This window comes from Pseudomonas sp. GW821-FHT10B02 (assembly GCF_059415665.1).
Genome location: NZ_JBWKNR010000016.1, coordinates 117,064 through 142,263, shown reverse-complemented (window position 1 = coordinate 142,263; position 25,200 = coordinate 117,064). Strand labels below are relative to the sequence as shown.

Here is a 25,200-nt window from a genome sequence, read left to right as displayed (position 1 = left end):
AAAATACCCGTCGTTCGGCCACTGCTCGCGGGCAGTTTGTCGCCGAATCGGTCGCTTTTTGTCTGGTTTCTAGAGGTCACAGGAATGAATGCAGTAATTGCCGCGGTCGGCATCATGCTGATCTTGAGTCTGTCCCGCGTGCATGTGGTGATCGCCCTGATCGTCGGCGCGCTGGCTGGCGGATTGGTGGGCGGCCTGGGAATCGAAGGAACGCTCAAAGCATTCAACGGTGGGCTCGGCGGCGGTGCCACCGTGGCCTTGTCCTATGCCTTGCTGGGTGCCTTTGCGGTGGCGATTGCCAAGTCTGGCATGGCCCATGCCCTGGCCGACCGCGCCCTGGCGATGGTTGGCAAGCAAGGGCATGCCGATGGTGGAAAGGTCAAATGGCTTCTGATCGGCTTGCTGTTGCTGGTGGCGATTTCCTCGCAGAACATTCTGCCGATCCACATTGCGTTCATTCCCCTGTTGGTGCCGCCGCTGCTCTATGTGCTGACCAAGCTGCAGATCGACCGGCGCCTGGTGGCCTGCGTGATGACCTTTGGTTTGATCACGCCTTACATGTTCCTGCCGGTGGGTTTTGGCAACATCTTCCTCAACGAGATTCTGCTGGCCAACGTCAGCCGTAGCGGGGTGGATGTCAGCGCGGTCAACGTCACCCACGCCATGGCCATTCCGGCGGCGGGCATGCTTTTCGGCCTGCTCCTGGCGGTGTTTTTCAGCTACCGCAAAAAGCGTGTCTATGACCTGGAAAAAATCGAGCAGGTCGAGCAGGTGGCGGTGCGCTACAACCCGTTGACCCTGCTGGTTGCCGGGGTTGCCATCGCAGCGGCGTTCATCATTCAGCTGTGGCTGGATTCGATGATCATCGGCGCCATGGTCGGTTTTCTGATTTTCTCGGTATCGGGCATCGTGCGCTGGAAGGACACCGATGACCTGTTTACCGAAGGCATGAAAATGATGGCCATGATCGGCTTCATCATGATTGCCGCCTCCGGTTTCGCCGAGGTCATGAAGGCTACCGGTGAGGTCAAGAGCCTGGTCGAGACGTCGGCAGTGTGGATCGACCACAGCAAGGGGATTGGAGCACTGCTGATGTTGCTGGTGGGGCTGCTGGTGACAATGGGCATCGGCTCGTCGTTTTCCACGGTGCCGATTCTTGCCGCGATCTTTGTACCGCTGTGTGTGCAGCTGGGCTTTGACCCGGTCGCCACCGTGTGCATCGTCGGCACCGCTGGTGCACTGGGCGATGCCGGCTCACCGGCTTCGGATTCGACCCTGGGCCCGACCTCAGGCTTGAACGTAGACGGCCAGCATCACCACATCTGGGACACCGTGGTGCCGACCTTCATTCACTACAACCTGCCACTGCTGGCGTTCGGCTGGCTGGCGGCAATGACACTGTAGTGCGCAGCAACGAGGGGTTGAGCGTAAGGCTCAGCCCCGTGCCGGCGGTGGCGAGATGCGGTTGAGGAGCATGCTGCCGTCCTTGTTGCGGGTCAGATAGACCGGCAACACCTTGGGCAGGTTGCTGACCAGACGCTTGATCTGCTTCGTATCGTAAATGCCACTGATACGAATGCTGCCGGTGTTTTCGTCGGCCAGCAGCAGTGGCTGCTCCAGGTAGCGGTTGATCTGCGGCAGGGCCTGGGCCAGGCTCAGGTTGTCGAGGATCAGCTTGCCATTGCGCCAGGCCAGGCTGGTGTCATGGGCGTAGGTCTGACTCAAGCGCGGTTCGTAGTCGCCGGCCTGGTAGCTTGCCTGCATGCCGGGGCCCAGGCGATAGCCCCCATCGCTGTCATTGGCATCGCTGCTGACCAGTACCGAACCTTCGAGCAGGGTCACTTTGACCTGATCTTCATACTTCCAGACATTGAACTGGGTGCCGGTGACGCGGGTCTGGCCCTGGGCGGCATGCACTACGAAGGGGTGCAGGCTGTCGTGCCGGACCTTGAAGAAGGCTTCGCCTTTGACCAGAGTGACCCGGCGCTGGTCCTTGTAGTTGGTGAAGCGTAGTTCGGTCCCCAGGTTCAGTTCGACCTGGCTACCATCGCTGAGTACGACATGACTGATGGCGTCGCCGCTTTCCAGGTACTGATAATGGTTAGGCAGCCAACCTTGTTCCCAGCCGACCCAGGCACCGACCGGCAGCGCCACCAGAGCGATGGCAGCGGCCGAGGCATAGTGGCGCCAGGCGCTTTGACGCCGCCGGGGTAGGTTGATGACATTACCGGGTGTGGCGCTGCGCGGCAGATGATCTGCGGTCTGCCAGATATCCAGCATGGCCTGGTATTCCTGGGCATGCAGCGGGTCGGCAGCCAACCATTGCTCAAACGCCTGGCGCTCGGCTGTTGTGCAGTCCTCAGCTTGCAAACGCAGGCACCAATGCGCGGCGGCATCGGTGATGGCATCGTATTCGTCGGCGCTGTGGCTGGTGTGGTTCATCGAGGCTCCCGGTTTTGCCTATTCTACCCTTGCAGCGTAGGCGGCGAGAACCCGGGATAATGGCGAATGACTATCAGTTGTAAGATTTTTTACCGTGAAAAGTCCGGTAAAAGCACTGAATTCGCAGCTATGCCCCGTCTGATGACGGGACAAGCCGCGCTACCGCGAGCGACTGACGGTAGCCATCAGCTTCAGAAGTGATCGGCCGCCAGGCTGAACAGGGATGTGCTGCCTGCCCGGATACTGGCTTGCAGCGACAAGGTGCGTGGCAGCAAGCGAGCGAAGAAGAACGCCGCAGTTGCACGTTTAGCTGCGTAGAAAGCCGGGTCTTGCGCCAGGTTCGCTGCGGCCACGGCATCCATGCGCGCCCACATATAGGCATAAGCCACGTAGCCAAACAGCTGCAGGTATTCCACCGAGGCGGCACCGACGGCGTTGGCGTCCTCGCGGGCTTGCTCGCTCAACCACTGGCTGAGGTTTTGCAAGTCACTGGTGGCCTTGAGCAGCGGCTCGCGGTAGGGCGTCTCCTGCTTACAGAATTGGTGAATCTGCCCGGTGAATTCGGCCAGTGCCCGGCCACCGTCCGCCACCACCTTGCGACCCAGCAGGTCGAGGGCCTGAATACCGTTGGTGCCTTCGTAGATCTGTGCGATGCGCACATCGCGCACCAGTTGTTCCTGACCCCACTCGCGGATGTAGCCGTGACCGCCGAACACCTGCTGGCCGAGCACACAGCTTTCCAGGCCGTTGTCGGTGAAGAATGCCTTGGCCACCGGCGTCAGCAGGGCCACCTGGCGCTGGGCGAGGTCGCGCTCTTCGGTATCTTCGGCGTACTTGGCGATGTCCAGTTGCTGGCCGACATAGGTGGCGAAGGCCCGGCCACCTTCGGTCAGGGCCCGCATGGTCAGCAGCATGCGGCGAACATCCGGGTGGACAATGATCGGGTCGGCCACCTTGTCGCGCGCTTGCGCTCCGCTGGCGGCCCGGCTTTGCAGGCGGTCCTGGGCGTAGCGCGCGGCGTTCTGGTAGGAGGCTTCGGCGCAGCCGATGCCCTGGATGCCGATGGACAGACGCTCGTAGTTCATCATCGTGAACATGGCTGCCAGCCCACGGTTCGCCTCGCCGATCAGGTAGCCGGTGGCACCGTCGAAGTTCATCACGCAGGTGGCCGAGGCCTTGATGCCCATCTTGTGCTCGAGTGAACCGCAGTGCGCCGGGTTACGCGCGCCCAGGCTGCCGTCGGCATTGACCAGGAACTTGGGCACCAGGAACAACGAGATACCCTTGGGCCCGGCCGGGGCATCGGGCAATTTGGCCAGGACCAGGTGGATGATGTTTTCGGTCAGGTCCTGCTCGCCGCCGGTAATGAAGATCTTGGTGCCGCTGATGCGGTAACTGCCATCGGCGGCGGGTTCCGCCCTGGTGCGGATGATCCCGAGGTCGGTGCCGGCATGCGGTTCGGTCAGGCACATGGTGCCGGCCCACTGGCCGCTGTACAGCGGCGGCAGGTAAGTGGCCTTGAGGTCGTCACTGGCGTGGGCATCGAGGGCCAGGCAGCAACCTGCGCTCAGCGCCGAGTAGAGGCTGAAGCTGCAGTTGGCGGCGTAGAGCATTTCTTCGAACTGCACCGCGAGCATTTTCGGCATGCCCAGGCCACCGTGCTCGGGGTTGCCGGCAAGGCCGACCCAGCCGCCTTCACGGTAGGTCTGCCAGGCCTGGGCAAAGCCATCCGGGGTACGTACCTGACCGGCGTCAAAGGTTACGCCCTGTTCATCGCCACTGCGGTTGAGCGGGGCGATCAGCTGGCCGGTAATTTTCGCCGCTTCTTCGAGGATGGCATCGGCGGTATCGGCGTCCACCCGATCGCCCAGCGCCGGCAGGCGTGCCCACAGGGCCGGGCCCTGGAACACTTCATGAAGGACAAAGCGCATGTCGCGCAGTGGAGCATTGAATTCAGGCATGCGGGTTCTCGCTGTCAAAGGGGGATCAGAGCGCCTTGGCCCAGTCGCGTAACAGATACTTCTGGATCTTGCCGGTGGAGGTTTTCGGCAGTTCACTGAAGACCACGGTCTTGGGTAGCTTGAATCCCGCCAGGTGCTCACGGCAGAAACTGATGATGTCGGTGTCGCGGGTCTGCTCGAAGCCAACCTTGAGGGTGATGTAGGCGCAGGGTGTTTCGCCCCACTTCTCGTCCGGGCGGGCAACCACGGCGGCCTCGAGTACGGCCGGGTGTTTGTAGAGGGTGTCTTCGACCTCGATGGTGGAGATGTTCTCGCCGCCGGAGATGATGATGTCCTTGAGCCGGTCCTTGATTTCCACATAGCCGTCGGCATGCCAGACCGCCAGGTCGCCGGTGTGGAACCAGCCGCCGCGGAAGGCTTCGGCGGTAGCTTCGGGGTTTTTCAGGTAGCCCTTCATTACCGTGTTGCCGCGCATGAAGATCTCCCCCAGGGTGTTGCCATCGCGTTGCACCGGCTCCAGGGTCTGCGGGTCGGCAACCATCAGGCCTTCAAGGGTGGGGTAACGCACACCCTGGCGCGACTTGATCCGCGCCCGTTCAGCCAGCGGTTGCTCGTCCCATTCGGCATGCCAGGCGCACACGGTCACCGGGCCGTAGACCTCGGTCAGGCCGTAGACGTGGGTGACCTTGATGCCCATCTCTTCCACCGCGCCGATGACCTTGGCCGGTGGCGCGGCGCCGGCGACCATGGCGTTGACCGGGTGATCGATGGCCGCCTTGGCCGACTCGGGCATGTTGATCAGGGCATTGAGCACGATCGGCGCGCCGCACAGGTGGCTGACCTGATGTTCACGGATCAGGGTGAGGATCCGCTGCGGGTCGACGCGGCGCAGGAATACGTGGGTGCCTGCGAGCGCCGTGACGGTCCAGGGGTAGCACCAGCCGTTGCAGTGGAACATCGGTAGGGTCCACAGGTAGACCGGATGGTTGCCCATGGCCCAGGTCATCTGGTTGCCCAGGGCGTTGAGGTAGGCGCCGCGGTGGTGATAGACCACGCCTTTGGGATTGCCGGTGGTGCCGGAGGTGTAGTTCAGCGAGATGGCCTGCCACTCGTCCTCGGGCCATTGCCAGGCGAACTCGGGGTCGCCTTCGGCGAGAAAGGCCTCGTAGTCCAGGTCGCTGACCGCCTGACCCTCGCCGTATTCCGGATCATCGACATCGACCACCAGCGGCGGGTATTCCATCAGCGCCAGCGCTGCGCTGATGACCTTGTGGAATTCGCGGTCGGTGATCAGCACCTTGGCTTCACCGTGTTCGAGCATGAACGCAATGGCCTCGGCGTCCAGGCGCACGTTGAGGGCATTGAGCACGGCGCCAATCATCGGCACACCGAAGTGTGCTTCGAGCATTGCCGGAATGTTCGGCAGCATCACGGCTACCGTGTCGCCTTGCCCGATTCCGCGTCCGGCCAGGGCGCTGGCCAGGCGTCGGGAACGCTCGTAGGTCTGTTGCCAGTTGCGCCGGATGGCACCATGAATCACCGCCGGGTACTGGCCATAGACCGCAGCCGTGCGTTCGATGAAACTCAAGGGGCTCAGGGCCTGGTGATTGACAGGGGCGGGCGCCAGGCCCTGGGAGAAGATCGACATGAATTGTTCCTGTGCAGGGGGCGCCCGTATGGCGTACTGCAACCCCCGGTGGCTGATTGTTAGCTCTGATCAGGTGTCGTGAAGGGCAGGCCCTTCAGGTGTCACAATTTTTACGTGAAACCCTATGGTACTTGGAAGATAGACTATAGCAATATAGTAGAAGTACTATAGGTGCCTTCAAGGCCACCCTTTGAGCGCCGCCATGACGTATTTGCTCGCCAGCGACCCACAGCCCAGCCTTATCCTGGATGCATCCGCCGCCGTGCTGGCAGTCAATCCGGCCTTGCAGGCGATGCTCGGGCCCTGGCCGGCGCGCACGGTCGACTATTGGTTGCCGAGTAACGTACAGGCGTTGGTCAACGCTTGCCTGAGCCAGGCGCGCGCCATCAGTGATGTCGAAGCGTCGGTGGCTGACAAGATCCTGCTGTGGACCTTCATACCCGCCAGCGCCGACCAGGTGCTGGCGCGTTGCCGTGACGCCACGACCGAGCGCCTGGCTGAGCGGGAGGCCAGCCAGGCCCGGCGCCTGTATCGACTGATCACCGAAAACACCACCGACCTGATTTCCCGGCACAGCCCCGACGGCTGCTTTCTCGATGCCTCGCCAGCGTCCTATCGATTGCTTGGCTATTGGCCCGAGGAATTACGCGGGGTCGCGGTGCAGTCACTGTTTCACCCTCAGGATCGCCAGCAGTCGTTGCTGCAGGCCGCCCAGGCACTGGAGCAGGACGGTTACCAGACCATGACCTGCCGGGTGCGCCATCGTGATGGCCGCGACTTGTGGTTCGAGATTGCCAGCCGGGCGATACGCGAGACCTATACCGGCGCGGTGGTGGAGATTGTCAGCGTCTCGCGCGACATCAGCGTACGTATCGAGGCGCAGGAGAACCGCCGACGCCTGGCCGAAGTGGTGGAGGCCAACACCGACCTGGTGCTGTTCACCGACCGTGACGGCCAGCTCAGTTACCTCAATCGTTCGGCACGACGGGCGCTGGGACTGCAGGACGTGGAGGCGTTGCCGGGGTTGCAGGTATTGCTCGATCCGGCGTTGCAGCAACGCCTGGAGCGCGAAGGCTGGCAGTGCGCCAAACAGACGGGAGTCTGGCATGCCGAGACGCGACTGATTCCCTGGCAGGGCGCTGCGGCGTTTCCGGTTTCGTTGGTGTTGCTGGCCCATCGCGGCACCGGTGGCGAGCGTTACTACTCACTGGTGGCCCGCGACATGACCGAGCGCGAATTGCGCGAAAGCCAGCAACGCCGCCATCAGGACGAGTTGGCCCACAGCGCGCGGTTGATCACCCTTGGTGAACTGGCCTCCGGCATCGCTCATGAAATCAATCAGCCGCTGGCCGCTGTGGTGAATTACGCCAGCGCCAGTCAGCGTTACCTGCAAGTCCTGGATCGTGATCCGCAGGCTTCCCTGCGGGTCGCCCAGGGTTTGCAACGCATCAGTGAACAGGCGACTCACGCCGCCGAAGTCATCAAGCGCTTGCGTGCGTTTTTACGCAAAGAGCCGCGGCGTCTGCAGGCGTTGGCCATTGCCGATGTCGCGATTGAAGCGGTACGCCTGTGCGATTGGGAGGCGGCGCGCGACCAGGTGAGCATCGAGCTGCAGATCGGCACTCCGCTTCCTGCGGTTTACGCCGACCGGGTCTTGCTCGAACAGGTATTGCTCAACCTGTTGCGCAATGCAATCGACGCCAACCGCGAGCAGCATCAGGGCCAACCCTCGCGTATCGTGCTCAGCGCAGCGCTGGTCGAAGGGCAATTGCGCATACAGGTCAGCGATCAGGGCCCAGGTGTGCCGGCCGAGCGTCTGGACGGTATTTTCACCCCCTTCAACACCAGCAAACCGGAAGGCCTGGGCCTTGGCCTGAGCATGAGCCGCAGTATCATCGAGGGCTTTGGCGGTACCTTGCAGGCGCTGCCGGGTGTGGCGGGTGGCTTGATTTTGTGTTGCCGGCTGGCGCCAGTGGCAAGTGTCTGAACAGAGGAAGTGTGATGCAGCAACCGAAAGTCTATGTGGTCGACGATGACCAGGGCATGCTCGATTCCACGGTCTGGCTGCTGGAATCGGTCGGTATCCAGGCGTTGCCCTTTACCAGCGGCCAGGCGTTCCTGGAGGCCTGTGACGCACACTTGCCCGCTTGTGTGCTGCTCGATGTACGCATGCCCGGGATGGGCGGGCTGAGTGTGCAAGAGGCCTTGCGCGCGCGTGCCGTCGAATTGCCGGTGATCTTCCTCAGCGGCCATGCCGACGTGCCGATCGTGGTCCGGGCGTTCAAGGCCGGTGCCTGTGATTTCATTGAAAAACCCTACAACGACCAGCTGTTGCTGGATGCGGTCCAGGCGGCGCTCGAGCGGTCATCCCAGGCGCTGGCGGGCAGTGAGCCACGAGCGGCGGTGCAGGCGCGGATCGACAGCCTGACACCGCGTGAGCGGGATGTGTTCGTGCCGCTGGTGCAGGGCTTCAGCAACCGCGAGATAGCCGAGCAGCTTGAGGTCAGTGTGAAGACTGTGGACCTGTATCGGGCACGGGTGATGAAGCGCATGGAGGCCGAGCACCTGCCTGCGTTGGTGGGGATGGCGATTGCTTGTGGCGTGGTGCAGCCGTTGAGTCTGCGCTGAAAATAGTGTCGCCTGTATCGTCGGCAAGGCCGGCTCCCACAGTTGTTGGTGTATCAGCTGTCTTTGTGGGAGCTGGCCTTGCCAGCGATGGATTGTGACTAATAGCGTCGCCCGAGCAACAGCCCCACCAGCAAGCCGAATCCCGCCGAAATCGCCACTGTCTGCCACGGATGCCCACCAATGTAATCCTGAGTGGCATCGACCACTGGCTGTGCCTTGCTGCGCACGCTGCCAACCGCTTCGCGCGCCTGCTTGAGCTTGAGCCCGATCTGGGCGCGCAGGGTTTCGGCATCTTCGCCAACCAGCGCGGCGCTGTCGCGCAGCAGTTTTTCCGAGTCTTCGATCAGGGCTTGCAGTTCGCTGAACGCCTGATCCTTGATTTGCTCGGCTTCGGCTTGCACCGCGGTTTTCCTGGCCATGGACAGTTCCTCGTCGATTGGTGGGCATTGAACAATGGATACCGGTGGGCGCGGAAAGTTGCAGCGGTTTGCCGGGCCCTTGCGGCTACAGTGTAAGATAGCGCCTATTTTCCAGCGGCAGGACACCCTCATGAGTTTCAATCTGGCCAACAAGAGCTTCGCCGAACGGGCGCAGATCGAGGACGAGAAAGCGCGACTGTTCGAGCTCTGGCAGACCAACCTGGGCAAGGCCAAGGGCGAAGCCGCGCGGCTGATCGCCGAAAAGCCCCGGCGCAAGGGCAAGTGGGCCGAATGGGTACGCTCTGAACTGGACGGCATGTCGCCGCCCGAATTCGCCAATATGGTCCGTAGTGAAGTCAACAAACTGATGGCAGCGGCCAAGTAAAGACCGACTGGCCTGCCGCGAAAGCACGGCGACGTTGAAACCTGTCGGTCTTTTGAACGATACTGTTTCTCATTAACGTCTGACTTCCGTTGCCAAGGCCCACCGAATCCCTCCATGTTGACGTCTCCCGTGTCCGGGCTGCTGGCCAGTTTCCAGGAACATTACGATGACCTGCTGCAGTTCCTGACCCGGCGCATGAGCGACCGTCAGCGGGCGGCTGATGTGGCTCAGGAAACCTACCTCAAGCTGGTCAGGATCGAGCAGCAGGAGCTGCCGGTGCTGCATGCGCGCAGTTTCATCTTTCGCGTGGCCGGCAACCTGGCCATCGATACCTTGCGCCGCGAACAGCGCATGGCCGGCAATCTCGACGACAGCGCAGCCGCAAGCCAGGTACCGTGCCCGGCACCTGCACCGGAGGCTGCGTTGCTGGCTCGCGAACGCCTGGCTCAACTGGACGAAGCACTGCTGCAGCTGTCCCCCAACGCTCGCCAGGCATTGTTGCTCAATCGTGTCGAAGGCCTGACCCAGGCGCAGATCGCACAACAGCTGGGCGTTTCCGAGAGCATGGTGGCAAAATACATCGGCCAGGCCCTGCGCCATTGCCGTGACTGGCTCAAACACAACCATGATTGATGTCCTAGCCATGCCTGCACCGCAGCCGCTCAGCGATTTGTCCGACGATGCCCTCGACTGGCAGGTGTTGTTGCATTCCGGCAACGCCCGTGAGGCTGACCGCGTGCGTTATCAGCGCTGGCGCCAGCTGAGTCCGGCCCACACCGAGGCGGCCCGGGAGGCGGAAGCCTTGTGGGGCGATCTGGGCCAGACCCAAGCTGCGGCCCAGTTGACAGCCGCAGCGCCACGGCGACGTCGCTGGGGCAGTGCCCTGGCTGCTTCGCTGGTGTTGGCGCTGGTTGGTTATGGTGGCTGGCAACAGGCACCGGCCTTGCTCGCTGACTACCACACCAGCGTTGGTCAGCAGCAGCGCATTACCCTGGCCGACGGCTCGCAGGTACTGCTCAACAGTGGCAGTGCCTTGTCGGTGGATTTCAGCGATGGCCAGCGACGGCTGATGCTCAAGGCCGGCGAGGCACTGTTCGAGCCGGCCAGCGATCCGCGTCCCTTTGTCGTCGAGGCCGGTGGCGAATCGGTGCAGGGGAGTGGGGCGGTGTTCAGTGTGCGTCGTGATGGCAGCCATAACCGCGTGGTCATTGCCAAAGGCGAGGCTCAGCTGGGTGAGCGCAGGTTGCAGGCCACTGCGGACGCCGGGGCGCTGACTGCCTGGCAGCGCGGTAAACTGATCTTCAACGGCAAGCCTTTGCGCGAGGTGTTGGCCGAGCTTGAGCGTTATCAGCATGGGCGCATTGTGTTGTCCGACCAGCAACTGGGGGCGATGCAGGTCAGCGGGGTGTTTGACCTGAACGATCCGCAAGGGTTGTTGCGCACCCTGGAGCAGCGTTATGCGCTGAAGGTTACCTATCTGCCGTGGCTGGCGGTGGTGTACTGACCGACCCTTGTGGGAGCTGGCTTTGCCAGCGATGAGGCCGGTACAGAAAAATAATTTCCATTTCGCACTGCAAGTTCTTCTTCGCCCAATCGTCGTAGTGAGACTGATCAGCAATCCATTCTCATTTACACCTTGCCTGGAAGAACATTGTGAAGGCTACGCTCAAGCCAATCGCCCGCTCCACCGGTAGTTTCAAACACGCTCTGCTGGCTTCCACCGCCGTCGCCGCGCTGCTTGGCCCAGTCTGGGTACACGCGGCCGAGAGCGTGAATGCAGCCCAAGCCAGCACCCAGCAAGACCGTGAAGTGAACCTGGCGCTGCCAGCCCAGGCGCTTGACCAGGCTCTGACTGCCTTCGCCGACCAGGCCGGCCTGCACCTGCTGTACACCACCGCCGACGTTGCCGGCCTGCAAAGCCCGGCCCTTGAGGGGCGCTACAGCATCGCCCAGGCCCTGCAGAACCTGTTGGCCGGCAGCGGCATGAGCTGGCAGTTCAGCGATTCGCGCACGGTAATCCTGCGCAAGACGCAGACCGCTGCTGCAAGCGTCAGCCTCAAACCCATTGAAGTCAGCGTCGCCTCCCGTACCAGCACGTCGATCAGTGAAATCCCCGGCACCGTCTGGGTCGTCGATCAGCAACAGCTCAATGAGCAGATCAACAGCGGGGTCAGCCTCAAAGAGGCGATTGGCAAGCTGGTGCCGGGCCTGGACCTGGCGCCGGAAGGGCGTACCAACTACGGGCAGAACATGCGTGGCCGTAATGTTCTGGTGATGATCGACGGTGTCAGCCAGAACAGTTCCCGTGGCCTGTCGCGGCAGTTCGACAGCATCTCGCCGTTCAACGTCCAGCGTGTCGAAGTGCTTTCCGGAGCCAGCGCCATTTACGGCGGCGGCGCCACGGGCGGCATCATCAACATTGTCACCAAGAAGGGCGAGGCCGGTCCGGCGCGCTTCGAGACCCAGGTCGGCGCCAGCAGTGGTTTCAATAACAGCGACGACCTGGCAACGCGTATTGCCCAGTCGGTTAGCGGTGGCAACGAGCGGGTCAACGCGCGCCTGGGTGTTTCCGCCGAGCAGAACGAAGCGTTTTATGATGGCGCGGGCGACCAGATCTTTATCGATAACACCCAGACCGACTTGCAGTACAACCGCACCATCGATGTGCTCGGCAGCCTGGGCCTGCAATTCAACGACGAACAAAGCCTTGACCTGCTGGCCCAGTATTACGATTCGGGCAATCACGGCAGCACCGGCATCTACTTTCCCAACCTGAAGCACAACGCCCCCTCGAACCTGGAGGATGCCGAGCTGCGCAGCGGCTACTCCACAGACCTGGAGCCACGCACCAAGCGTTTGCTGCTCAACGCCAACTACCATCACAGCGATGTGCTCGGTCAGGACTTCTACCTGCAGGCGTCGTACCGCAAAGAAGACGACAACTTCTACCCGTTCCCGTACTACAACCCGGGCAAGCCGGCGGGCGTTAAAGGCGTGTACTTTGCCGCGTCGCAGCAGAACTTCGAGGTCAGCAGCCTCAAGGCGTTGTTTGCCAAACAATGGGACACGCTCAAACTGACCTACGGCGTGGATCTGGACCGCGAGCGCTTCAATGCCGAGCAGACCACCTTCGATGCCCTGACGTCGTCAGAAAGCGGTGGCCTGGACCTGGACAAGGCCAGCAAGGCCCCGCGCTACCCCAGTTACCGGGTGGATGGCCTGTCGTACTACGCCCAACTGGACTGGCACGCCACCGAAAACCTGACCTTCTCCGGCGGCGCCCGGCGCCAGCAGATGGACGTGGATGTCGGCGACTTCAAGAACGTCCCCGGCGGTAATAACGACTATCAGGTCAATCTGTTCAATCTCGGCGCCATCTATGACTTCAAGAACGGCCACCAGGTCTGGACCAACTACGGCGAAGGTTTCGATCTGCCAGACCCGGCCAAGTATTACGGCAAGCCCGGCTTGAGTGTCGAAGACAACCCGCTGGCCGGGATCAAGAGCCGACAGGTGGAACTGGGCTGGCGCTATGCCGACCTGGACTGGGATGCCCAGGCGGCGGTGTACTACATCTGGTCGGACAAGATCATCACCACCGACATGGCCACCTTGACCATCAACGTTGAAGATCAGAAGAGCCGTGACTTCGGTTTCGAAGGCGCGCTGACCCGCCACTTCGAAAGTGGCTGGGAAGCCGGCAGCACCCTGCACTTGGTACGTTCGGAAGAAGAGGACAAGGACGGCGACTGGATCAAGCGCGATGCCCGCTACGCCTCGCTGTCCAAATCCACTGCCTTCGTCGGCTGGAAAGGCGAGGGGCGCAGCGCGCGTCTGCAAGCCAACCATGCCTTCACCCTCAAGGATGATGCCGATCACGAAATCAGTGGCTACACCACCTTCGACTTGCTGGGCAGCCAGGACACCGGCTTCGGCACCTTCAGCGCCGGTATCCAGAACCTGCTCGACAAGCAGTACAGTACGGTCTGGGGCCAGCGCGCGACGCTGTTCTATTCGCCAACCTACGGCCCGGAGTACTTGTATGACTATCAAGGCCGCGGTCGCACCTACACGCTGACCTGGTCGATGGCTTACTGAGTCAGGCGAACGCCCTCAGCAGATCAGCATTGAAGGCTTGCTGGGCATCGCTGGGCACTTGGGCACGGTGACGGGCGAGGGCGAACGGCACCTGGAAATTCAGCGTCGGGTCGAGTCCGTGCAACAAGCCACGCTCGACCCAGGGGGCCGCGAAGTGGCAGGGCAGGTAGCCGATGTGGCGCCCGGACAAAATGAATGCCAGGGCGCCTTCGACCTGCTCGGAGCGCGCCGAAGCCCGACCGCCGCTGAGCGGGTCAGGGCTCTCGAGAAAACTGTAGGGGTGCTCGACCTGGTCGGCCTCCAGCAGTACTTCCAGGCTCACCTGTGCCTGACTCGCCAGCGGGTGATGGCTGGCGCAGTACAGGCGCTGGGTCTCTTCGAACAACGGCGTGTAGTCGAAGGCGGACTGCTTGCCGGAGAAGTAACCGATGGCCAGGTCCAGGCGCTGCTGCAACAGCAGACGCTCAAGGTCGGCCGGCATGGCGCTGACCAGTTCCAGGCGTACCGACTCGTCCCGTTGGCGAAAACGCTCGATGGCGTGCGCCAGGCGCAAGGTCACACTGCTGTCCTGGGCTTCGGAAATGCCCACGCGCACCTCGCCGAGTAAACGCCCGGCGACGCCATTGGCCTGGTGGCGAAAGGCTTCGATCTGCACCAGCAACTCCCGTGTCGCCTTGAGCAGCACCTCGCCTTTGGCGGTCAGGCCAAAACCGCCTTTGCCGCGACTGCACAGGCGATAGCCAAGGCGTGTCTCCAGGCGTGCCATCTGCTGGCTGATGCTTGGCTGGCTCAGGCCCAGCACGCCCTGGGCGGCACTGAAGCCGCCAGCCTCGACTACAGTGACGAACAGCCGCAGCAGGTGCAGGTCGAGGTCGTGCAGTTGTCCGAGCATCAAACATTGCTCCAGGTGAATGTCAGGTTAAGTAACTTGTCATTTTAGCAATGTAACCCGGCGTGCATGCTGGCGGCATCCACTGAATAAAGGTGCCCGACATGCGTAGATACCTGTGGTTGTTCGCTGTGATGCTGACCTTGCCGGTTCAGGCCGAAGAAAAAGTCCTCAACCTCTACAGCTGGGCCGACTACGTGGCGCCAGAGACTTTGCAGCGCTTTGAAAAAGAAACTGGCTACAAGGTGCGCTACGACACCTTCGACACCACCGAAGTGCTGGAAACCAAGTTGCTTACCGGCGGCAGCGGCTATGACGTGGTGGTGCCGTCTTCCAGTTTGCTGGCCCGGGCTTTGGCTGCGGGGGCGTTGCAGCCCTTGCAGGCGCAGGCGATGCCCGGCTACAGCAACCTGGACAAGGACCTGCTGGGCAAACTGGCCGAAGTCGACCCCGGCAACCAGTATGCGGTGCCTTACACCTGGGGCACCCTGGGCCTGGGACTGAATCTTGAGGCCGTGCGCCAGCGTGTCGGCGATGCGCCGCTGGACAGCCTCGATCTGCTGTTCAAGCCTGAATATGCCAGCAAGCTCAAGGATTGCGGGATCGCCATGTCCGACTCGCCTCAGGAGGTGATCGGCGTAGCCTTGCACTACCTGGGCAAGGATCCCTACAGCCGCAACAAGGATGATCTGGCCGCAGCCCAGGCGCTGCTCAAGCAGCTGCAACCGTCGATCAGCTATGTCGCCAACGGCCGGCAGATCAACGACCTGGCCAATGGCAGCGTCTGCCTGGCGCTGACCTACAACGGCGATGCCGCGATGGCCGCCGAGCAGGCCCGCCAGGCTGGCAAGCCGTACCAGGTGGTGTACCGGATTCCCCGCGAGGGCACGCTGATCTGGCAGGACAACCTGGTCATCCCCAAGGATGCGCCTCACCCGCAGGCTGCACGCGCATTTATCGCCTTCATGCTGCGCCCCGACTCGGTCGCGCCGCTGACCAACACGCTGTTCTTTGCCAACGCCAACCAGGCGGCCACGCCGCTGGTGGATGAGGCGGTGCGCAACGACCCGGATATCTACCCTTCGGACGCAGTGCGCGCGCGTCTGTTTGCCGACCGCAGCATGGCCTTGAGCGATATGCGCCAGCGTACCCGTCTGTGGACCGCTTTCCGTAGCCGCCAATAACAACCAGAACAGGAGCCCGATGATGGATCTCGCCCCCGATAACGACCAGGCAATGACCCGCGACAGTCTGTATGGCACGGTCGCCGAAAACACCTTTGCCGGGATCACCAGCTTCTCCCGTCGCCGGTATACCCGCGATCTGCGCGGCGTCGATGTAGTGGTCAGCGGCGTGCCGTTCGACACCGCCACCAGCAACCGCCCCGGTGCGCGTTTCGGCCCGCGCGCCATTCGCAGCGCTTCCGTGCAGCAGGCCTGGGCCCGGCACTGGCCGTGGGAGTTCGATCCGTTCGATCACCTGGCAGTGATCGACTATGGCGATTGCAACTTCGACTACGGCAGCCCGCAGACCATTCCAGACAGCATCCAGGCCCATGCCGAGCAGATCCTCGAAGCCGGTTGCGCGATGCTCACCCTCGGCGGCGATCACTTCATCAGTTACCCGCTGCTCAAGGCCCATGCGCGCAAACATGGTCCGCTGTCGCTGATCCATTTCGACGCCCACAGCGACACCTGGCCGTGTGAGGAGGGGGGCGGGCGCGTCGACCACGGCACGATGTTCTGGCACGCCGCTCGCGAAGGCCTGGTGGATCCGTCGCGCTCGGTGCAGATCGGCTTGCGTACTACCAATGACGATACCCAGGGCTTTGCCGTGCTGGATGCGCGTCAGGTGCACCAGCGTGGTTGTCAGGCGATCATCGAAGCCATCCGTCAGCGGGTCGGCGACCATCCGGTGTACCTGACCTTCGACATCGACTGCCTCGACCCGGCCTACGCGCCAGGCACCGGGACCCCGGTATGCGGCGGGCTGACCACGGTGCAGGCGCTGGAGATCATCGGTGGCCTGCGCGGTATCAACCTGGTCGGCATGGACCTGGTAGAGGTCGCGCCGGCCTATGACCATGCCGATATCACCGCCCTGGCCGGATCGACACTGGCCATGGAAATGCTCTGCCTGTATGCCGCCCGGCACAAGGTCGACTGAGCCGGACACAATATGAATCACCTGTAGGAGAAATTGCGGTTTCCTCGCGAACCTGACGCGCCTTAGGCTATCCAATGCTTGGGCGCGTCGTTTCGCGCAGGAGGTGTCTTCGTGAACAGATTACAGTTGAGCCTGTCCTCAGCCCTGTTGTTCAGCCTGCTGTTACCGGCTGCGCAGGCTGTAGAGCCATTGCACTTGGCAGCCTCGCCGAACAATCCCTACAACAGCCCGATCATGCGCGCCAACCCCAACAGCCGTCAGGGCAGCGTGCAGGCCACGCCACCTGTGCGGGGGCCTTCGACCCAACCCATCCCGCGCCAGCCAACCCTGGAAAACCGCGGCATCGGCAATAGCCCAAACATGCGCCGCGAGCAGTCCACGCCGCAACTGGAGCCCACCCGACCGCCTCGCGAGTCGACCCGCACGCCGTGATCCCCGGAAGGAAACGCCAATGTCCACACGCACCTGGATTGCTCCCCTGTTGACCGCGGCGCTGCTACCGCTGCTGGCGCATGCCGCTCCCGAACGCTCCTTCAAGAGCGAGGAGGGCAGCGTCAAGGTCAGCACCCTGGCCGAAGGCCTGAACCACCCTTGGGCGTTGGCCTTTCTGCCCGAAGGCAAAGGCATACTGGTAACCGAGCGCGCAGGTAATCTGCGTATCGTCAGTGCCGAAGGCAAGGTCGGTGCGCCGCTGGGCGGCGTGCCCGAAGTGTGGGCCCAAGAGCAGGGTGGACTGCTCGATGTCGTCCTCTCGCCGACCTTCAAGCAAGACCGCATGGTTTACCTGAGTTTTGCCGAGAACGGTGGCGAGGACGGTAACGCCGGTACCGCAGTGGGTCGTGGGCGCTTGTCTGCCGACATGGCCAAGCTTGAAGACTTCAATGTGATCTTTCGCCAGCAACCCAAGCTGTCGACGGGGCTGCACTTTGGTTCGCGGCTGGTGTTCGACCGCGACGGCTACCTGTTCATTGCCCTGGGGGAGAACAACCAGCGGCCGACTTCCCAGGACCTGGACAAACTGCAGGGCAAGGTGGTGCGCATCCTGCCGGACGGCACAGTGCCGAAGGACAATCCGTTTGTCGGCCAGGACAATGTCCGCCCCGAGATCTGGTCGTTCGGCCACCGCAACCAGCAGGGCGCAGCGCTCAACCCCTGGACCGGCGAGCTGTGGACCAACGAGCACGGCCCGCGTGGCGGTGACGAAATCAATATCCCCCTACCCGGTAAAAACTATGGCTGGCCACTCGCCACTCACGGCATCAATTATTCACTGATGCCGATTCCCGAGGCCAAGGGCGAGCATGTCGATGGCATGGTCGATCCACACCATGTCTGGGAAAAATCGCCGGCGATCAGCGGCATGGCCTTTTACGACAACCCGCGTTTCAAACCCTGGGACCATAGCCTGTTCATTGGCGCGTTGGCGGCTCAGGAACTGATTCGCCTGCAACTGGACGGTGATAAGGTGGTTCACGAGGAGCGGATGCTGGGTGAGTTGAATGCGCGGATTCGCGATGTGCGGGTGGGGCCGGATGGCTATCTGTACGTGCTGACGGATGCCGAGGATGGTGCGCTGCTGAAAGTGGGGCTGGATCTGTAGGGCGCCGATTGCCAGAATGGGGCCCGTTCATCTCAGGCGCTTTTCATGACCTGCTTCACCGAGCAGTCCCCCCTGCAGCTCTACCGACAGGCCATCGACCGCGATGGTTTTGTCAGCGACCCGGCTCAGCTACAGGCGGCCAGTGCTTTGCAACGCTGTTTCGAAGCCCTGCAACGTGGCGAAACCCCGCAGGGCGTCTATCTCTGGGGCCCGGTGGGGCGCGGCAAGACCTGGTTGATGGACCAGTTCCACCGTTGTTTGCAGGTGCCGGCCCGGCGTCAGCATTTCCACCACTTCATGCGCTGGGTGCATCAACGTCTGTTCCAGCTCAATGGCACCGCCGACCCCTTGCAGGCCCTGGCCCGGTCCCTGGCCGAAGAGATTCGCGTGCTGTGCTTCGACGAGTTGTTCGTCAACGATATCGGCGACGCGATCATTCTCGGGCGCCTGTTCCAGGTGCTGTTCGAGGCCGGAGTGGTGATTGTCGCCACCTCCAACCAGCCGCCCGGCCAGTTGTACTGCGATGGATTCAATCGTGAGCGCTTCCTGCCGGCGATTAGCGCCATCGAGCAGCACATGCAGGTGCAGGCAGTGGTCGGTGAGCAGGACCACCGCCTGCATCCAGGCGCCGCGCAACAGCGTTACTGGGTGCGCGAACCCGGCCAGTCCCCAGCCCTGGACGAGGTCTTTGCCCAACTGAACGGTGAACAGCCGTGCAGCGATCAGCCCTTGCCGGTGGGCTCGCGGCAGATACAGGTAGTGCAGCGCAGTGACACCGTTATCTGGTGCCGCTACACCGATCTGTGCGAGCAACCCTTGGCCGCCATGGATTTCATGGCGCTGTGCGACAGCTTCACGGCTATCCTGGTGGGCGATGTGCCGGCCCTCGGCGCTCGCCAGCGGCCAGCGAAGATTGCCCGGGGTACCGAGGATGCGGCCAGTCGCGTGCTGGCCGGCGACCGCGAGCTGCCGCAGTTATCGGTGCACGATGACAGCGTGCGGCGCTTCATCGCGTTGGTCGATGAATGTTACGACCGTCGGGTCGCCCTGTACCTGGAAGCCGAGGTTGCGCTTGAAGCGCTCTACACTCAAGGGTATCTGGAGTTCCCGTTCCGGCGCACCTTGAGCCGCTTGCGGGAGATGCAACTGCAACGCTTCTGTTGAAGGAGTCGATCATGCAGCCGCTTTCGCACCATTTACTGACCATGGCCTACCACAACGGTTGGGCCAACCACAGGCTCTACAAGGCCTGTCTGCAGCTGAGCCAGGACGAGTTGGTGGCGCCGCGCTGCAGCTTCTTTGGCTCGATCAAGGCCACCCTCAACCACATCCTCACGGTGGACTGGTTCTACCTCAACGCCCTGGAGTCAGAACAGCGGGGCGAGGCGCCGGAGCCGGACAGCGAGCGCTTCTTCGAGCCTGAAGAGTCGTTTTCCAGCTGTGAGGCACTACGAGAAGAACAGGCTCAGGCCGATCACCGGTTGATCGCCTACTGCAGTCAATTGCGCGATGACCAGTTGCAGCGTTACGTGAGCATCGTGCGCCCCGACTGGGTCCAGCGTGAACAACGGTTGCGCCTGTTGTCGCACCTGTTCGAGCATCAGATCCATCACCGCGGGCAGGTGCACGCCATGCTTAGCGACACCTCGGTGAAACCACCGCAGCTGGACGAGTTTTTCTGCGAAGACGAAGCGCACTTGCGCGCCCAGGACTTTGCCGAACTGGGCTGGACCGAAGCACAGATCTGGGGGCGCTAGCGCCCCAGCCAGCCCAGGGTCAGAAAGGCCAGCACGGCGTAACGCCCGGCCTTGGCGATCGTGACCAGCACGACAAAGCGCCAGAAAGGTTCGCGCATGATCCCGGCGATCAACGTCAACGGGTCGCCGATTACCGGCATCCAGCTCAGCAGCAGAGACCACTGGCCGTAGCGCTGATAGCGTTGCTGGGCCTTGTCCAGTTGCGCCTGCTTGAAGGGAAACCAGCGCCGGTCACGCAAGTGTTCGATGCCACGCCCCAACAACCAGTTGACGATCGAGCCCAGTACATTGCCGGCGGTGGCGATCAGCAGCAGGCTGAACACCGCCTGTGGATCGCGCAGCAGCAAGCCCACCAGCACGGCTTCCGATTGCAGCGGCAACAGGGTTGCCGCGCCAAAGGCGCTGAAAAACAGCGCCCACTCGCTCAACATTCAGCGCTGATCAGTAATTGGCGACCACTTCGTCGCGACCGTCCTGGGTCAGGCCGATTACCTGGTAGGCGTCCTTGTGGTCACCCATTTCCATGCCGGGCGAGCCCATTGGCATACCCGGTACTGCCAGGCCGCGCAGGTCGGAACGCTTGGCCAGCAGCTTGACCTGCTCAGCCGGCACATGACCCTCGACGAACTTGCCGTCGATCACCCCGGTGTGGCACGACGCCAGACGCGGCGCCACGCCCAGACGCTGCTTGACCGCGCTCATGTTCGGTTCGACATGATCGTTGACGGTGAAACCGTTATCGCGCAGATGGCTGATCCACTCCTTGCAGCAGCCGCAGTTGGGGTCGCGGTAGACATCGATGGTCTGTCCGGCCTGGGCCAGGGTGCTCAGGGCCAGCAGGCCGAAGGCGACGATTTTCTTGCTCAACATGATGCTTCTCCAATACTAGAAACGCAGGCGGACACCGGCGACCAGACGGGTCTGGCCGATATCGCCATGGTCGTCACGGATCTGTTCGGCGGCATTGCCGTAGCTCCGGTTGAAACTGACGCCCAGATAAGGGGCAAAACCGCGGGTAATCTCATAACGCAGGCGCAGGCCGATCTCACTGTCGGCAAGGCCGCTGCCCTGGTCACGGCTGGCGTCGTTACGGCCATAGAAGTTGGCCTCCAGCGACGGTTCGAGAATCCAGCGATTGGTCAGCAGGATAGCGTAACTGCTCTCCAGGCGCAGCGCGGTTTGTTGCCGCTCACCCAGGTAGGCGGTGGCTTCCAGCTCCAGACCGTAGAGCGGCATGCCCTGGATGCCGAAGGCCGCCCAGGTCTGACCACTGGCCGGTTTGAAGTCCTGGCGCAGGCCGCCGACCAGCTCCCACCAGGGGCTGATGGCATGGCCCCAGAGTGCCTGCAGTTCGGCCTTGTGGGTTACGCCTTGTTCACGCTCGCCTTCGGTGCGCAGCCAGAGACGGTCGATATCGCCGCCGATCCAGGCGTTGGCGTTCCAGTTCAGGGCGCTGCTGCTTTCGAAGTTCTGGTATTCGAGCTGCTCGACAATCACCGCCCAGTTGATCTGCTGATCATGCACCTGATGACCGGGCAAGGGCGGGAAGGCGGCGCGGCGGTCGGCGTCAGTGATCGGCCGCAACGGTGTGCGCGGTGTGTCCAGTGCCTGGCCGTGCCCCATGGCGCCGTGGTCCATGCCGGAATGGTCCATGGGCGGTGGGCTCGTGCTGCCGTGGTTCATGCTGCCATGGTTCATGGCACCGTGGTTCATCGCGCCATGATCCATGCCCTGGGCCCGGACGTCTTCACTGGCCAGCAAGGCGAGCAGCGCCAGGCTGCCCAGCAGCGAGCGGTTGAGAACATCATTCATCGACGCGTACCTCGCGGAACATACCCATCTCCATGTGGTAAAGCAGGTGGCAGTGGTAGGCCCAGCGCCCCAGCGCGTCGGCGCTGACCCGGTAGCTGCGGCGGCTGCCGGGCGGAATATCGAGGGTGTGCTTGCGGACCTGGAAGCGTCCGTGTTCGTCTTCCAGGTCGCTCCACAGGCCGTGCAGGTGAATCGGGTGGGCCATCATGGTGTCGTTGACCAGGGTGATGCGCAGGCGCTCGCCGTAGCGCAGGCGCAGCGGCTCGGCATCGGAAAACTTGATGCCGTTGAACGACCAGGCGAAGCGTTCCATGTGGCCGGTCAGGTGCAGTTCGATCTCGCGCGACGGCTCGCGACCGTCCGGGTCGGCAAAGGTGCTTTTCAGGTCGGCGTAGGTCAGCACCCGGCGGCCGTTGTTGCGCAGGCCAATGCCCGGGTCGGCGAGGTTGGGTTTGGGGCTCATGGTCTGCATGTCGACCAGCGGGTTGCCGGTTTCACTGGCCGGATGGCTCTGCATGCCGCTCATGGCGGCATGATCCATACCACCCATCTGGCTGTGATCCATGCCGGCCATGGCGTCCATGCCACCGTGGCCCATGTCGGCCATGGTCAGGATCGGCCGCGGGTCGGGGGCCGGCACCGGCGCGCTGAGCCCGGCACTGCGGGCCAGGGTGCCGCGGGCGTAGCCGGTGCGGTCCATGCTCTGGGCATACAGGGTATAGGCAGGCAGGTCGCCCACGGTCACCAGCACGTCGTAGGTTTCGGCCACGGCGATGCGCAGTTCGTCGACGCTGACCGGCTGCACCGGCATGCCATCGGCGGCGATTACCGTCAGCTTCAGGCCGGGGATGCGGAAGTCGAAATAGCTCATCGCCGAGCCGTTGATCAGACGCAGGCGCACGGTTTCACCCGGCTGGAACAGACAGGTGAAGTTGCCGTCCGGCGGCTGGCCGTTGAGCAGGTAGGTGTAGGTTGCTGCGCTGATGTCGGCAAGGTCGGTCGGGCTCATGCGCATTTCGGCCCAGCCCTTGCGCTCAGCCACGGTTTTCGACCAGCCGTGCAGGGCCACGTCATCGATGAAGTCACCGACTGTACGCTTGTGGTAGTTGAAGGCGTCGGACTGCTTTTTCAGGGTCGCCATCAGCGCGTCGGGGGCCTGGTCGCTCCAGTCGCTGAGCAACAGCACATAGTCGCGTTGATAGTGATGAGCTTCGGGCTGTTTCGGCTCGATGACGATTGCCCCGTATACCCCGGCCTGTTCCTGCAAGCCGGAATGGCTGTGGTACCAGTAGGTGCCGCTCTGCTGCAGGGTGAACTGATAGAGATAATCGCCACCGGGCCCGATACCGGCAAAGCTCAGGCCCGGGACTCCGTCCATGTTGGCCGGCAGGATGATGCCGTGCCAGTGCAGCGAGGTCGGTTCGTCCAGGCGGTTGCGTACGCGCAGGGTCACGGTGTCGCCTTCGCGCCAGCGTAATACCGGGCCCGGCAAGCTGTTGTTGATGGTCAGCGCGGTGCGCGGGCGACCGGTGATATTGACCGGGGTCTGGCCGATGAACAGTTCGAAATCGCGGCCGCTCAGTTCATTACCAAAGGGCGAGCCAGCGGCGAAGGCCGGCAGGCGCCAGAGGCCGAGTCCGGCCAGGGTACTGGCGGCGGCGAAGCCTTTGACAAAGGTGCGGCGGGTCGGGTTTGCAAGCATGGGGGTGCCAATCCATAAGCGAGGGTGGCATGACCATAGCGAGCGACGACTGTCAGAAATCTGAGCGGCAGATTACAGATTTGTCAGGTGGCACGGAAGCCAATCCAGCTGCTCTGTTGGTTCAGCAAATTCCACTGTGTCGGTTCACAAACACGGTAAGCGACAGAGAGGAATCGATGGACTTCAATACATCGCTGGAAGCCTATCTGGCTGAGAATGCCATTATCACTTTTGCGTCAGGAATGACCAAGGAAGAGCGTCAGGACGCACTCGATCTGCTTATGCAGGCACGCATGTTTGCCAGCAATGCCTATGATGCCAAGGTGCATTGGAAGAGCTGGATGGATCGCTACCGAAACCGCCTGGAAAAACACGGTTGCCAGTTGTTGAGCCTGATAACCGAGCCACCGCGGGTGATTACTTCCGCCGATGAGCTGCAAGGCATCGCGGCTACTGTCGTAGGGAATGTTGGTAGCGCTGCGTTGGCCGACATGGTGGCGTTCGCCATCGGCAGCATCGGACAAACCGAGTATGCCGACCGCTTCTTCAGCAATGGGGAGAATGGCGGGGCACTGTCTGATTTTGTCGCCGTGCCCTGCGAAAAGACCCCGTCGGGCGATATTCTCCTGGTCGTGTTTGGCATGAATGTCGGATTGTCAGTGGAAACCCGCGATTTTGATTTCTGGACACAGACCCAGCGCGATATGGTCTTGAGCGTGGTAGGGGGGCTGTATCGTTTTGATCGGGATATGTATGCCAAGTACCGTGAGGCGATCAGTGCTTCTCTAGCAGGTACAGCGAAAGCCCGAGTGAAAAAGTTGGATATCAAGCCCAGGCAAAGATGACGCTGCCTGCGGCTTCAAGCAACTTCACGCCCGGCTTGCTGTGCGTTAGCCTTGAGGGGCAAACGCCATTGGGGCAAAGGAGTATCCATGGATAAAGTCATCGTGATCACTGGCGCCAGTCGTGGTATTGGCGCCGCGACCGCACGCCTGGCGGCCCGTGAAGGGTATCGCATCTGCATCAACTATCTGAGTGACGACGAGGCGGCCCAGCGGGTGCTGGCCGACGTCCGCGAATTGGGCGCCGAAGCCATCGCGGTCAAAGCCGATGTCAGTGTCGAAGACGAGATCATTCACTTGTTTCAGCGCGTCGATGCCGAACTGGGGGCGGTGACCGCGCTGGTCAACAACGCGGGGACCATCGGCCAGAAGAGTCAGCTTGAGCATATGTCGGAGTTCCGCCTGCTCAAGTTGATGAAAACCAACGTGGTCGGGCCGATGCTTTGCAGCAAGCATGCCGTGCAGCGGATGTCGAAGCACCATGGCGGGCAGGGCGGGAGCATCGTCAACGTCTCGTCGGTGGCCGCGCGGCTGGGTTCGCCGAACGAGTATGTCGACTACGCGGCCTCCAAAGGGGCGTTGGACACCTTCACCCTGGGCCTGGCCAAGGAAGTCGCCGGTGACGGCATTCGGGTCAATGCCGTACGCCCAGGCTACATATTCACTGATTTCCACGCCCTCAGCGGCGACCCTGAGCGGGTCAGCAAGCTTGAACCGGGCATCCCCATGGGCCGTGGTGGTCAGGCAGAGGAGGTGGCCGAGGCGATTATCTGGCTGCTGTCCGACAAGGCGTCTTACTCCACGGGCAGCTTCATCGATCTGGGCGGCGGGCGCTGAGCCTGCCCCCCACA

General features: G+C 62.4%; 23 protein-coding genes and 1 pseudogene. 15 read left to right on the top strand and 9 right to left on the bottom strand.

Features of this window, described 5'->3' with window-relative positions; genetic code table 11:
• Window positions 1–84: 84 nt before the first annotated feature.
• A complete protein-coding gene (locus AC07OF_RS22800) occupies window positions 85–1,404 on the top strand; it encodes a Na+/H+ antiporter family protein (RefSeq protein WP_157193268.1) in 1,320 nt (439 codons plus the stop codon).
• Window positions 1,405–1,434: 30 nt separating this feature from the next.
• Here AC07OF_RS22800 and AC07OF_RS22795 read toward each other — a convergent pair whose 3' ends face one another.
• From AC07OF_RS22795 to AC07OF_RS22785, 3 genes are all read right to left on the bottom strand, one after another.
• A complete protein-coding gene (locus tag AC07OF_RS22795) occupies window positions 1,435–2,442 on the bottom strand; it encodes a FecR family protein (RefSeq protein WP_157193267.1) in 1,008 nt (335 codons plus the stop codon).
• A gap of 191 nt (window positions 2,443–2,633) precedes the next feature.
• Entirely contained in the window at window positions 2,634–4,403 is a 1,770-nt protein-coding gene (locus AC07OF_RS22790) for an acyl-CoA dehydrogenase C-terminal domain-containing protein (protein ID WP_495073471.1), read from the bottom strand.
• 25 nt (window positions 4,404–4,428) lie between these two features.
• Window positions 4,429–6,051 carry an acyl-CoA synthetase gene (locus AC07OF_RS22785; RefSeq protein WP_038612915.1) on the bottom strand — a complete coding sequence of 541 codons (1,623 nt, stop codon included), beginning with the start codon at window positions 6,049–6,051 and terminating at the stop codon, window positions 4,429–4,431.
• 202 nt (window positions 6,052–6,253) lie between these two features.
• On the opposite strand from AC07OF_RS22785, the gene AC07OF_RS22780 reads away from it, so the two are divergent.
• Both AC07OF_RS22780 and AC07OF_RS22775 read left to right on the top strand, forming a co-directional pair.
• Window positions 6,254–8,038: a PAS domain-containing sensor histidine kinase gene (locus tag AC07OF_RS22780; RefSeq protein WP_476446666.1), complete on the top strand. Its 1,785-nt coding sequence runs from the start codon at window positions 6,254–6,256 to the stop codon at window positions 8,036–8,038.
• A gap of 14 nt (window positions 8,039–8,052) precedes the next feature.
• Window positions 8,053–8,679 (top strand): response regulator transcription factor, encoded by a 627-nt coding sequence (locus AC07OF_RS22775; RefSeq protein ID WP_157193263.1) that lies wholly within the window; start codon window positions 8,053–8,055, stop codon window positions 8,677–8,679.
• 98 nt (window positions 8,680–8,777) lie between these two features.
• On the opposite strand, the gene AC07OF_RS22770 is transcribed toward AC07OF_RS22775, so the two are convergent.
• On the bottom strand, window positions 8,778–9,098 hold the full coding sequence (locus AC07OF_RS22770; RefSeq protein ID WP_157193262.1) for an ElaB/YgaM/YqjD family protein: 321 nt from the start codon (window positions 9,096–9,098) through the stop codon (window positions 8,778–8,780).
• A gap of 130 nt (window positions 9,099–9,228) precedes the next feature.
• On the opposite strand from AC07OF_RS22770, the gene AC07OF_RS22765 reads away from it, so the two are divergent.
• From AC07OF_RS22765 to AC07OF_RS22750, 4 genes and pseudogenes are all read left to right on the top strand, one after another.
• The gene (locus AC07OF_RS22765) at window positions 9,229–9,483 is read left to right on the top strand and encodes a hypothetical protein (RefSeq protein ID WP_038612906.1); all 255 of its coding nucleotides are present in this window, start codon (window positions 9,229–9,231) and stop codon (window positions 9,481–9,483) included.
• A 114-nt stretch (window positions 9,484–9,597) separates the two neighbouring features.
• Window positions 9,598–10,104 (top strand): annotated as a pseudogene (locus tag AC07OF_RS22760) (RNA polymerase sigma factor); the annotation flags it as partial.
• Between the two features lie 4 nt (window positions 10,105–10,108).
• On the top strand, window positions 10,109–10,987 hold the full coding sequence (locus AC07OF_RS22755) for a FecR family protein (protein WP_495073470.1): 879 nt from the start codon (window positions 10,109–10,111) through the stop codon (window positions 10,985–10,987).
• 149 nt (window positions 10,988–11,136) lie between these two features.
• Window positions 11,137–13,581, top strand: coding sequence for a TonB-dependent receptor (locus AC07OF_RS22750; RefSeq protein ID WP_495073469.1), 2,445 nt, complete (start codon window positions 11,137–11,139; stop codon window positions 13,579–13,581).
• Between the two features lies 1 nt (window position 13,582).
• On the opposite strand, the gene AC07OF_RS22745 is transcribed toward AC07OF_RS22750, so the two are convergent.
• The gene (locus AC07OF_RS22745; protein WP_157193259.1) at window positions 13,583–14,473 is read right to left on the bottom strand and encodes a LysR family transcriptional regulator; all 891 of its coding nucleotides are present in this window, start codon (window positions 14,471–14,473) and stop codon (window positions 13,583–13,585) included.
• 101 nt (window positions 14,474–14,574) lie between these two features.
• Here AC07OF_RS22745 and AC07OF_RS22740 point away from each other — a divergent pair, with 101 nt between their 5' ends.
• From AC07OF_RS22740 to AC07OF_RS22715, 6 genes are all read left to right on the top strand, one after another.
• The gene (locus tag AC07OF_RS22740) at window positions 14,575–15,654 is read left to right on the top strand and encodes an extracellular solute-binding protein (protein ID WP_476446669.1); all 1,080 of its coding nucleotides are present in this window, start codon (window positions 14,575–14,577) and stop codon (window positions 15,652–15,654) included.
• Window positions 15,655–15,676: 22 nt separating this feature from the next.
• Complete coding sequence (gene speB / locus AC07OF_RS22735; protein ID WP_157193257.1) at window positions 15,677–16,636, top strand: agmatinase; 960 nt, start codon at window positions 15,677–15,679, stop codon at window positions 16,634–16,636.
• A 132-nt stretch (window positions 16,637–16,768) separates the two neighbouring features.
• Window positions 16,769–17,068 (top strand): hypothetical protein, encoded by a 300-nt coding sequence (locus AC07OF_RS22730; protein WP_408635430.1) that lies wholly within the window; start codon window positions 16,769–16,771, stop codon window positions 17,066–17,068.
• A gap of 19 nt (window positions 17,069–17,087) precedes the next feature.
• Complete coding sequence (locus AC07OF_RS22725) at window positions 17,088–18,236, top strand: PQQ-dependent sugar dehydrogenase (RefSeq protein ID WP_476446670.1); 1,149 nt, start codon at window positions 17,088–17,090, stop codon at window positions 18,234–18,236.
• A 45-nt stretch (window positions 18,237–18,281) separates the two neighbouring features.
• Complete coding sequence (gene zapE / locus AC07OF_RS22720) at window positions 18,282–19,400, top strand: cell division protein ZapE (protein ID WP_157193255.1); 1,119 nt, start codon at window positions 18,282–18,284, stop codon at window positions 19,398–19,400.
• 11 nt (window positions 19,401–19,411) lie between these two features.
• Window positions 19,412–19,993 (top strand): DinB family protein, encoded by a 582-nt coding sequence (locus AC07OF_RS22715; RefSeq protein ID WP_157193254.1) that lies wholly within the window; start codon window positions 19,412–19,414, stop codon window positions 19,991–19,993.
• On the opposite strand, the gene AC07OF_RS22710 is transcribed toward AC07OF_RS22715, so the two are convergent.
• From AC07OF_RS22710 to AC07OF_RS22695, 4 genes are read right to left on the bottom strand one after another with little or no spacing between them, the layout of a single operon-like run.
• On the bottom strand, window positions 19,990–20,424 hold the full coding sequence (locus AC07OF_RS22710; protein WP_157193253.1) for a YqaA family protein: 435 nt from the start codon (window positions 20,422–20,424) through the stop codon (window positions 19,990–19,992). The two genes, AC07OF_RS22715 and AC07OF_RS22710, sit on opposite strands and share 4 nt — an antisense overlap.
• Window positions 20,425–20,434: 10 nt before the next feature.
• On the bottom strand, window positions 20,435–20,863 hold the full coding sequence (locus AC07OF_RS22705) for a DUF411 domain-containing protein (protein ID WP_038612884.1): 429 nt from the start codon (window positions 20,861–20,863) through the stop codon (window positions 20,435–20,437).
• Window positions 20,864–20,878: 15 nt separating this feature from the next.
• A complete protein-coding gene (locus tag AC07OF_RS22700) occupies window positions 20,879–21,805 on the bottom strand; it encodes a copper resistance protein B (RefSeq protein WP_495073468.1) in 927 nt (308 codons plus the stop codon).
• Window positions 21,798–23,507, bottom strand: a complete 1,710-nt coding sequence (locus tag AC07OF_RS22695) for a copper resistance system multicopper oxidase (protein WP_495073467.1) — start codon at window positions 23,505–23,507, stop codon at window positions 21,798–21,800. The genes AC07OF_RS22700 and AC07OF_RS22695 overlap by 8 nt, the downstream gene beginning before the upstream one ends.
• A gap of 29 nt (window positions 23,508–23,536) precedes the next feature.
• Between AC07OF_RS22695 and AC07OF_RS22690 the strand changes: the two genes are divergently transcribed.
• Together AC07OF_RS22690 and AC07OF_RS22685 are read left to right on the top strand one after the other, a co-directional pair.
• Window positions 23,537–24,352, top strand: a complete 816-nt coding sequence (locus AC07OF_RS22690; RefSeq protein ID WP_476446673.1) for a hypothetical protein — start codon at window positions 23,537–23,539, stop codon at window positions 24,350–24,352.
• An 87-nt stretch (window positions 24,353–24,439) separates the two neighbouring features.
• On the top strand, window positions 24,440–25,186 hold the full coding sequence (locus AC07OF_RS22685) for an SDR family oxidoreductase (protein ID WP_157193249.1): 747 nt from the start codon (window positions 24,440–24,442) through the stop codon (window positions 25,184–25,186).
• The last annotated feature ends 14 nt before the right edge of the window (window positions 25,187–25,200 follow it).

Bases quoted from the DNA above. Each gene is read 5' to 3' on its own strand.
- AC07OF_RS22775 (WP_157193263.1), top strand. From the start codon at position 8,053: ATGCAGCAACCGAAAGTCTATGTGGTCGACGATGACCAGGGCATGCTC.
- AC07OF_RS22780 (WP_476446666.1), top strand. From the start codon at position 6,254: ATGACGTATTTGCTCGCCAGCGACCCACAGCCCAGCCTTATCCTGGAT.
- AC07OF_RS22800 (WP_157193268.1), top strand. From the start codon at position 85: ATGAATGCAGTAATTGCCGCGGTCGGCATCATGCTGATCTTGAGTCTG.
- AC07OF_RS22765 (WP_038612906.1), top strand. From the start codon at position 9,229: ATGAGTTTCAATCTGGCCAACAAGAGCTTCGCCGAACGGGCGCAGATC.
- AC07OF_RS22690 (WP_476446673.1), top strand. From the start codon at position 23,537: ATGACCATAGCGAGCGACGACTGTCAGAAATCTGAGCGGCAGATTACA.
- AC07OF_RS22795 (WP_157193267.1), bottom strand. From the start codon at position 2,442: ATGAACCACACCAGCCACAGCGCCGACGAATACGATGCCATCACCGAT.
- AC07OF_RS22790 (WP_495073471.1), bottom strand. From the start codon at position 4,403: ATGCCTGAATTCAATGCTCCACTGCGCGACATGCGCTTTGTCCTTCAT.
- speB (WP_157193257.1), top strand. From the start codon at position 15,677: ATGGATCTCGCCCCCGATAACGACCAGGCAATGACCCGCGACAGTCTG.
- AC07OF_RS22755 (WP_495073470.1), top strand. From the start codon at position 10,109: ATGATTGATGTCCTAGCCATGCCTGCACCGCAGCCGCTCAGCGATTTG.
- AC07OF_RS22685 (WP_157193249.1), top strand. From the start codon at position 24,440: ATGGATAAAGTCATCGTGATCACTGGCGCCAGTCGTGGTATTGGCGCC.
- AC07OF_RS22725 (WP_476446670.1), top strand. From the start codon at position 17,088: ATGTCCACACGCACCTGGATTGCTCCCCTGTTGACCGCGGCGCTGCTA.
- zapE (WP_157193255.1), top strand. From the start codon at position 18,282: ATGACCTGCTTCACCGAGCAGTCCCCCCTGCAGCTCTACCGACAGGCC.
- AC07OF_RS22705 (WP_038612884.1), bottom strand. From the start codon at position 20,863: ATGTTGAGCAAGAAAATCGTCGCCTTCGGCCTGCTGGCCCTGAGCACC.
- AC07OF_RS22715 (WP_157193254.1), top strand. From the start codon at position 19,412: ATGCAGCCGCTTTCGCACCATTTACTGACCATGGCCTACCACAACGGT.
- AC07OF_RS22695 (WP_495073467.1), bottom strand. From the start codon at position 23,507: ATGCTTGCAAACCCGACCCGCCGCACCTTTGTCAAAGGCTTCGCCGCC.
- AC07OF_RS22745 (WP_157193259.1), bottom strand. From the start codon at position 14,473: ATGCTCGGACAACTGCACGACCTCGACCTGCACCTGCTGCGGCTGTTC.
- AC07OF_RS22700 (WP_495073468.1), bottom strand. From the start codon at position 21,805: ATGAATGATGTTCTCAACCGCTCGCTGCTGGGCAGCCTGGCGCTGCTC.
- AC07OF_RS22740 (WP_476446669.1), top strand. From the start codon at position 14,575: ATGCGTAGATACCTGTGGTTGTTCGCTGTGATGCTGACCTTGCCGGTT.
- AC07OF_RS22710 (WP_157193253.1), bottom strand. From the start codon at position 20,424: ATGTTGAGCGAGTGGGCGCTGTTTTTCAGCGCCTTTGGCGCGGCAACC.
- AC07OF_RS22785 (WP_038612915.1), bottom strand. From the start codon at position 6,051: ATGTCGATCTTCTCCCAGGGCCTGGCGCCCGCCCCTGTCAATCACCAG.
- AC07OF_RS22770 (WP_157193262.1), bottom strand. From the start codon at position 9,098: ATGGCCAGGAAAACCGCGGTGCAAGCCGAAGCCGAGCAAATCAAGGAT.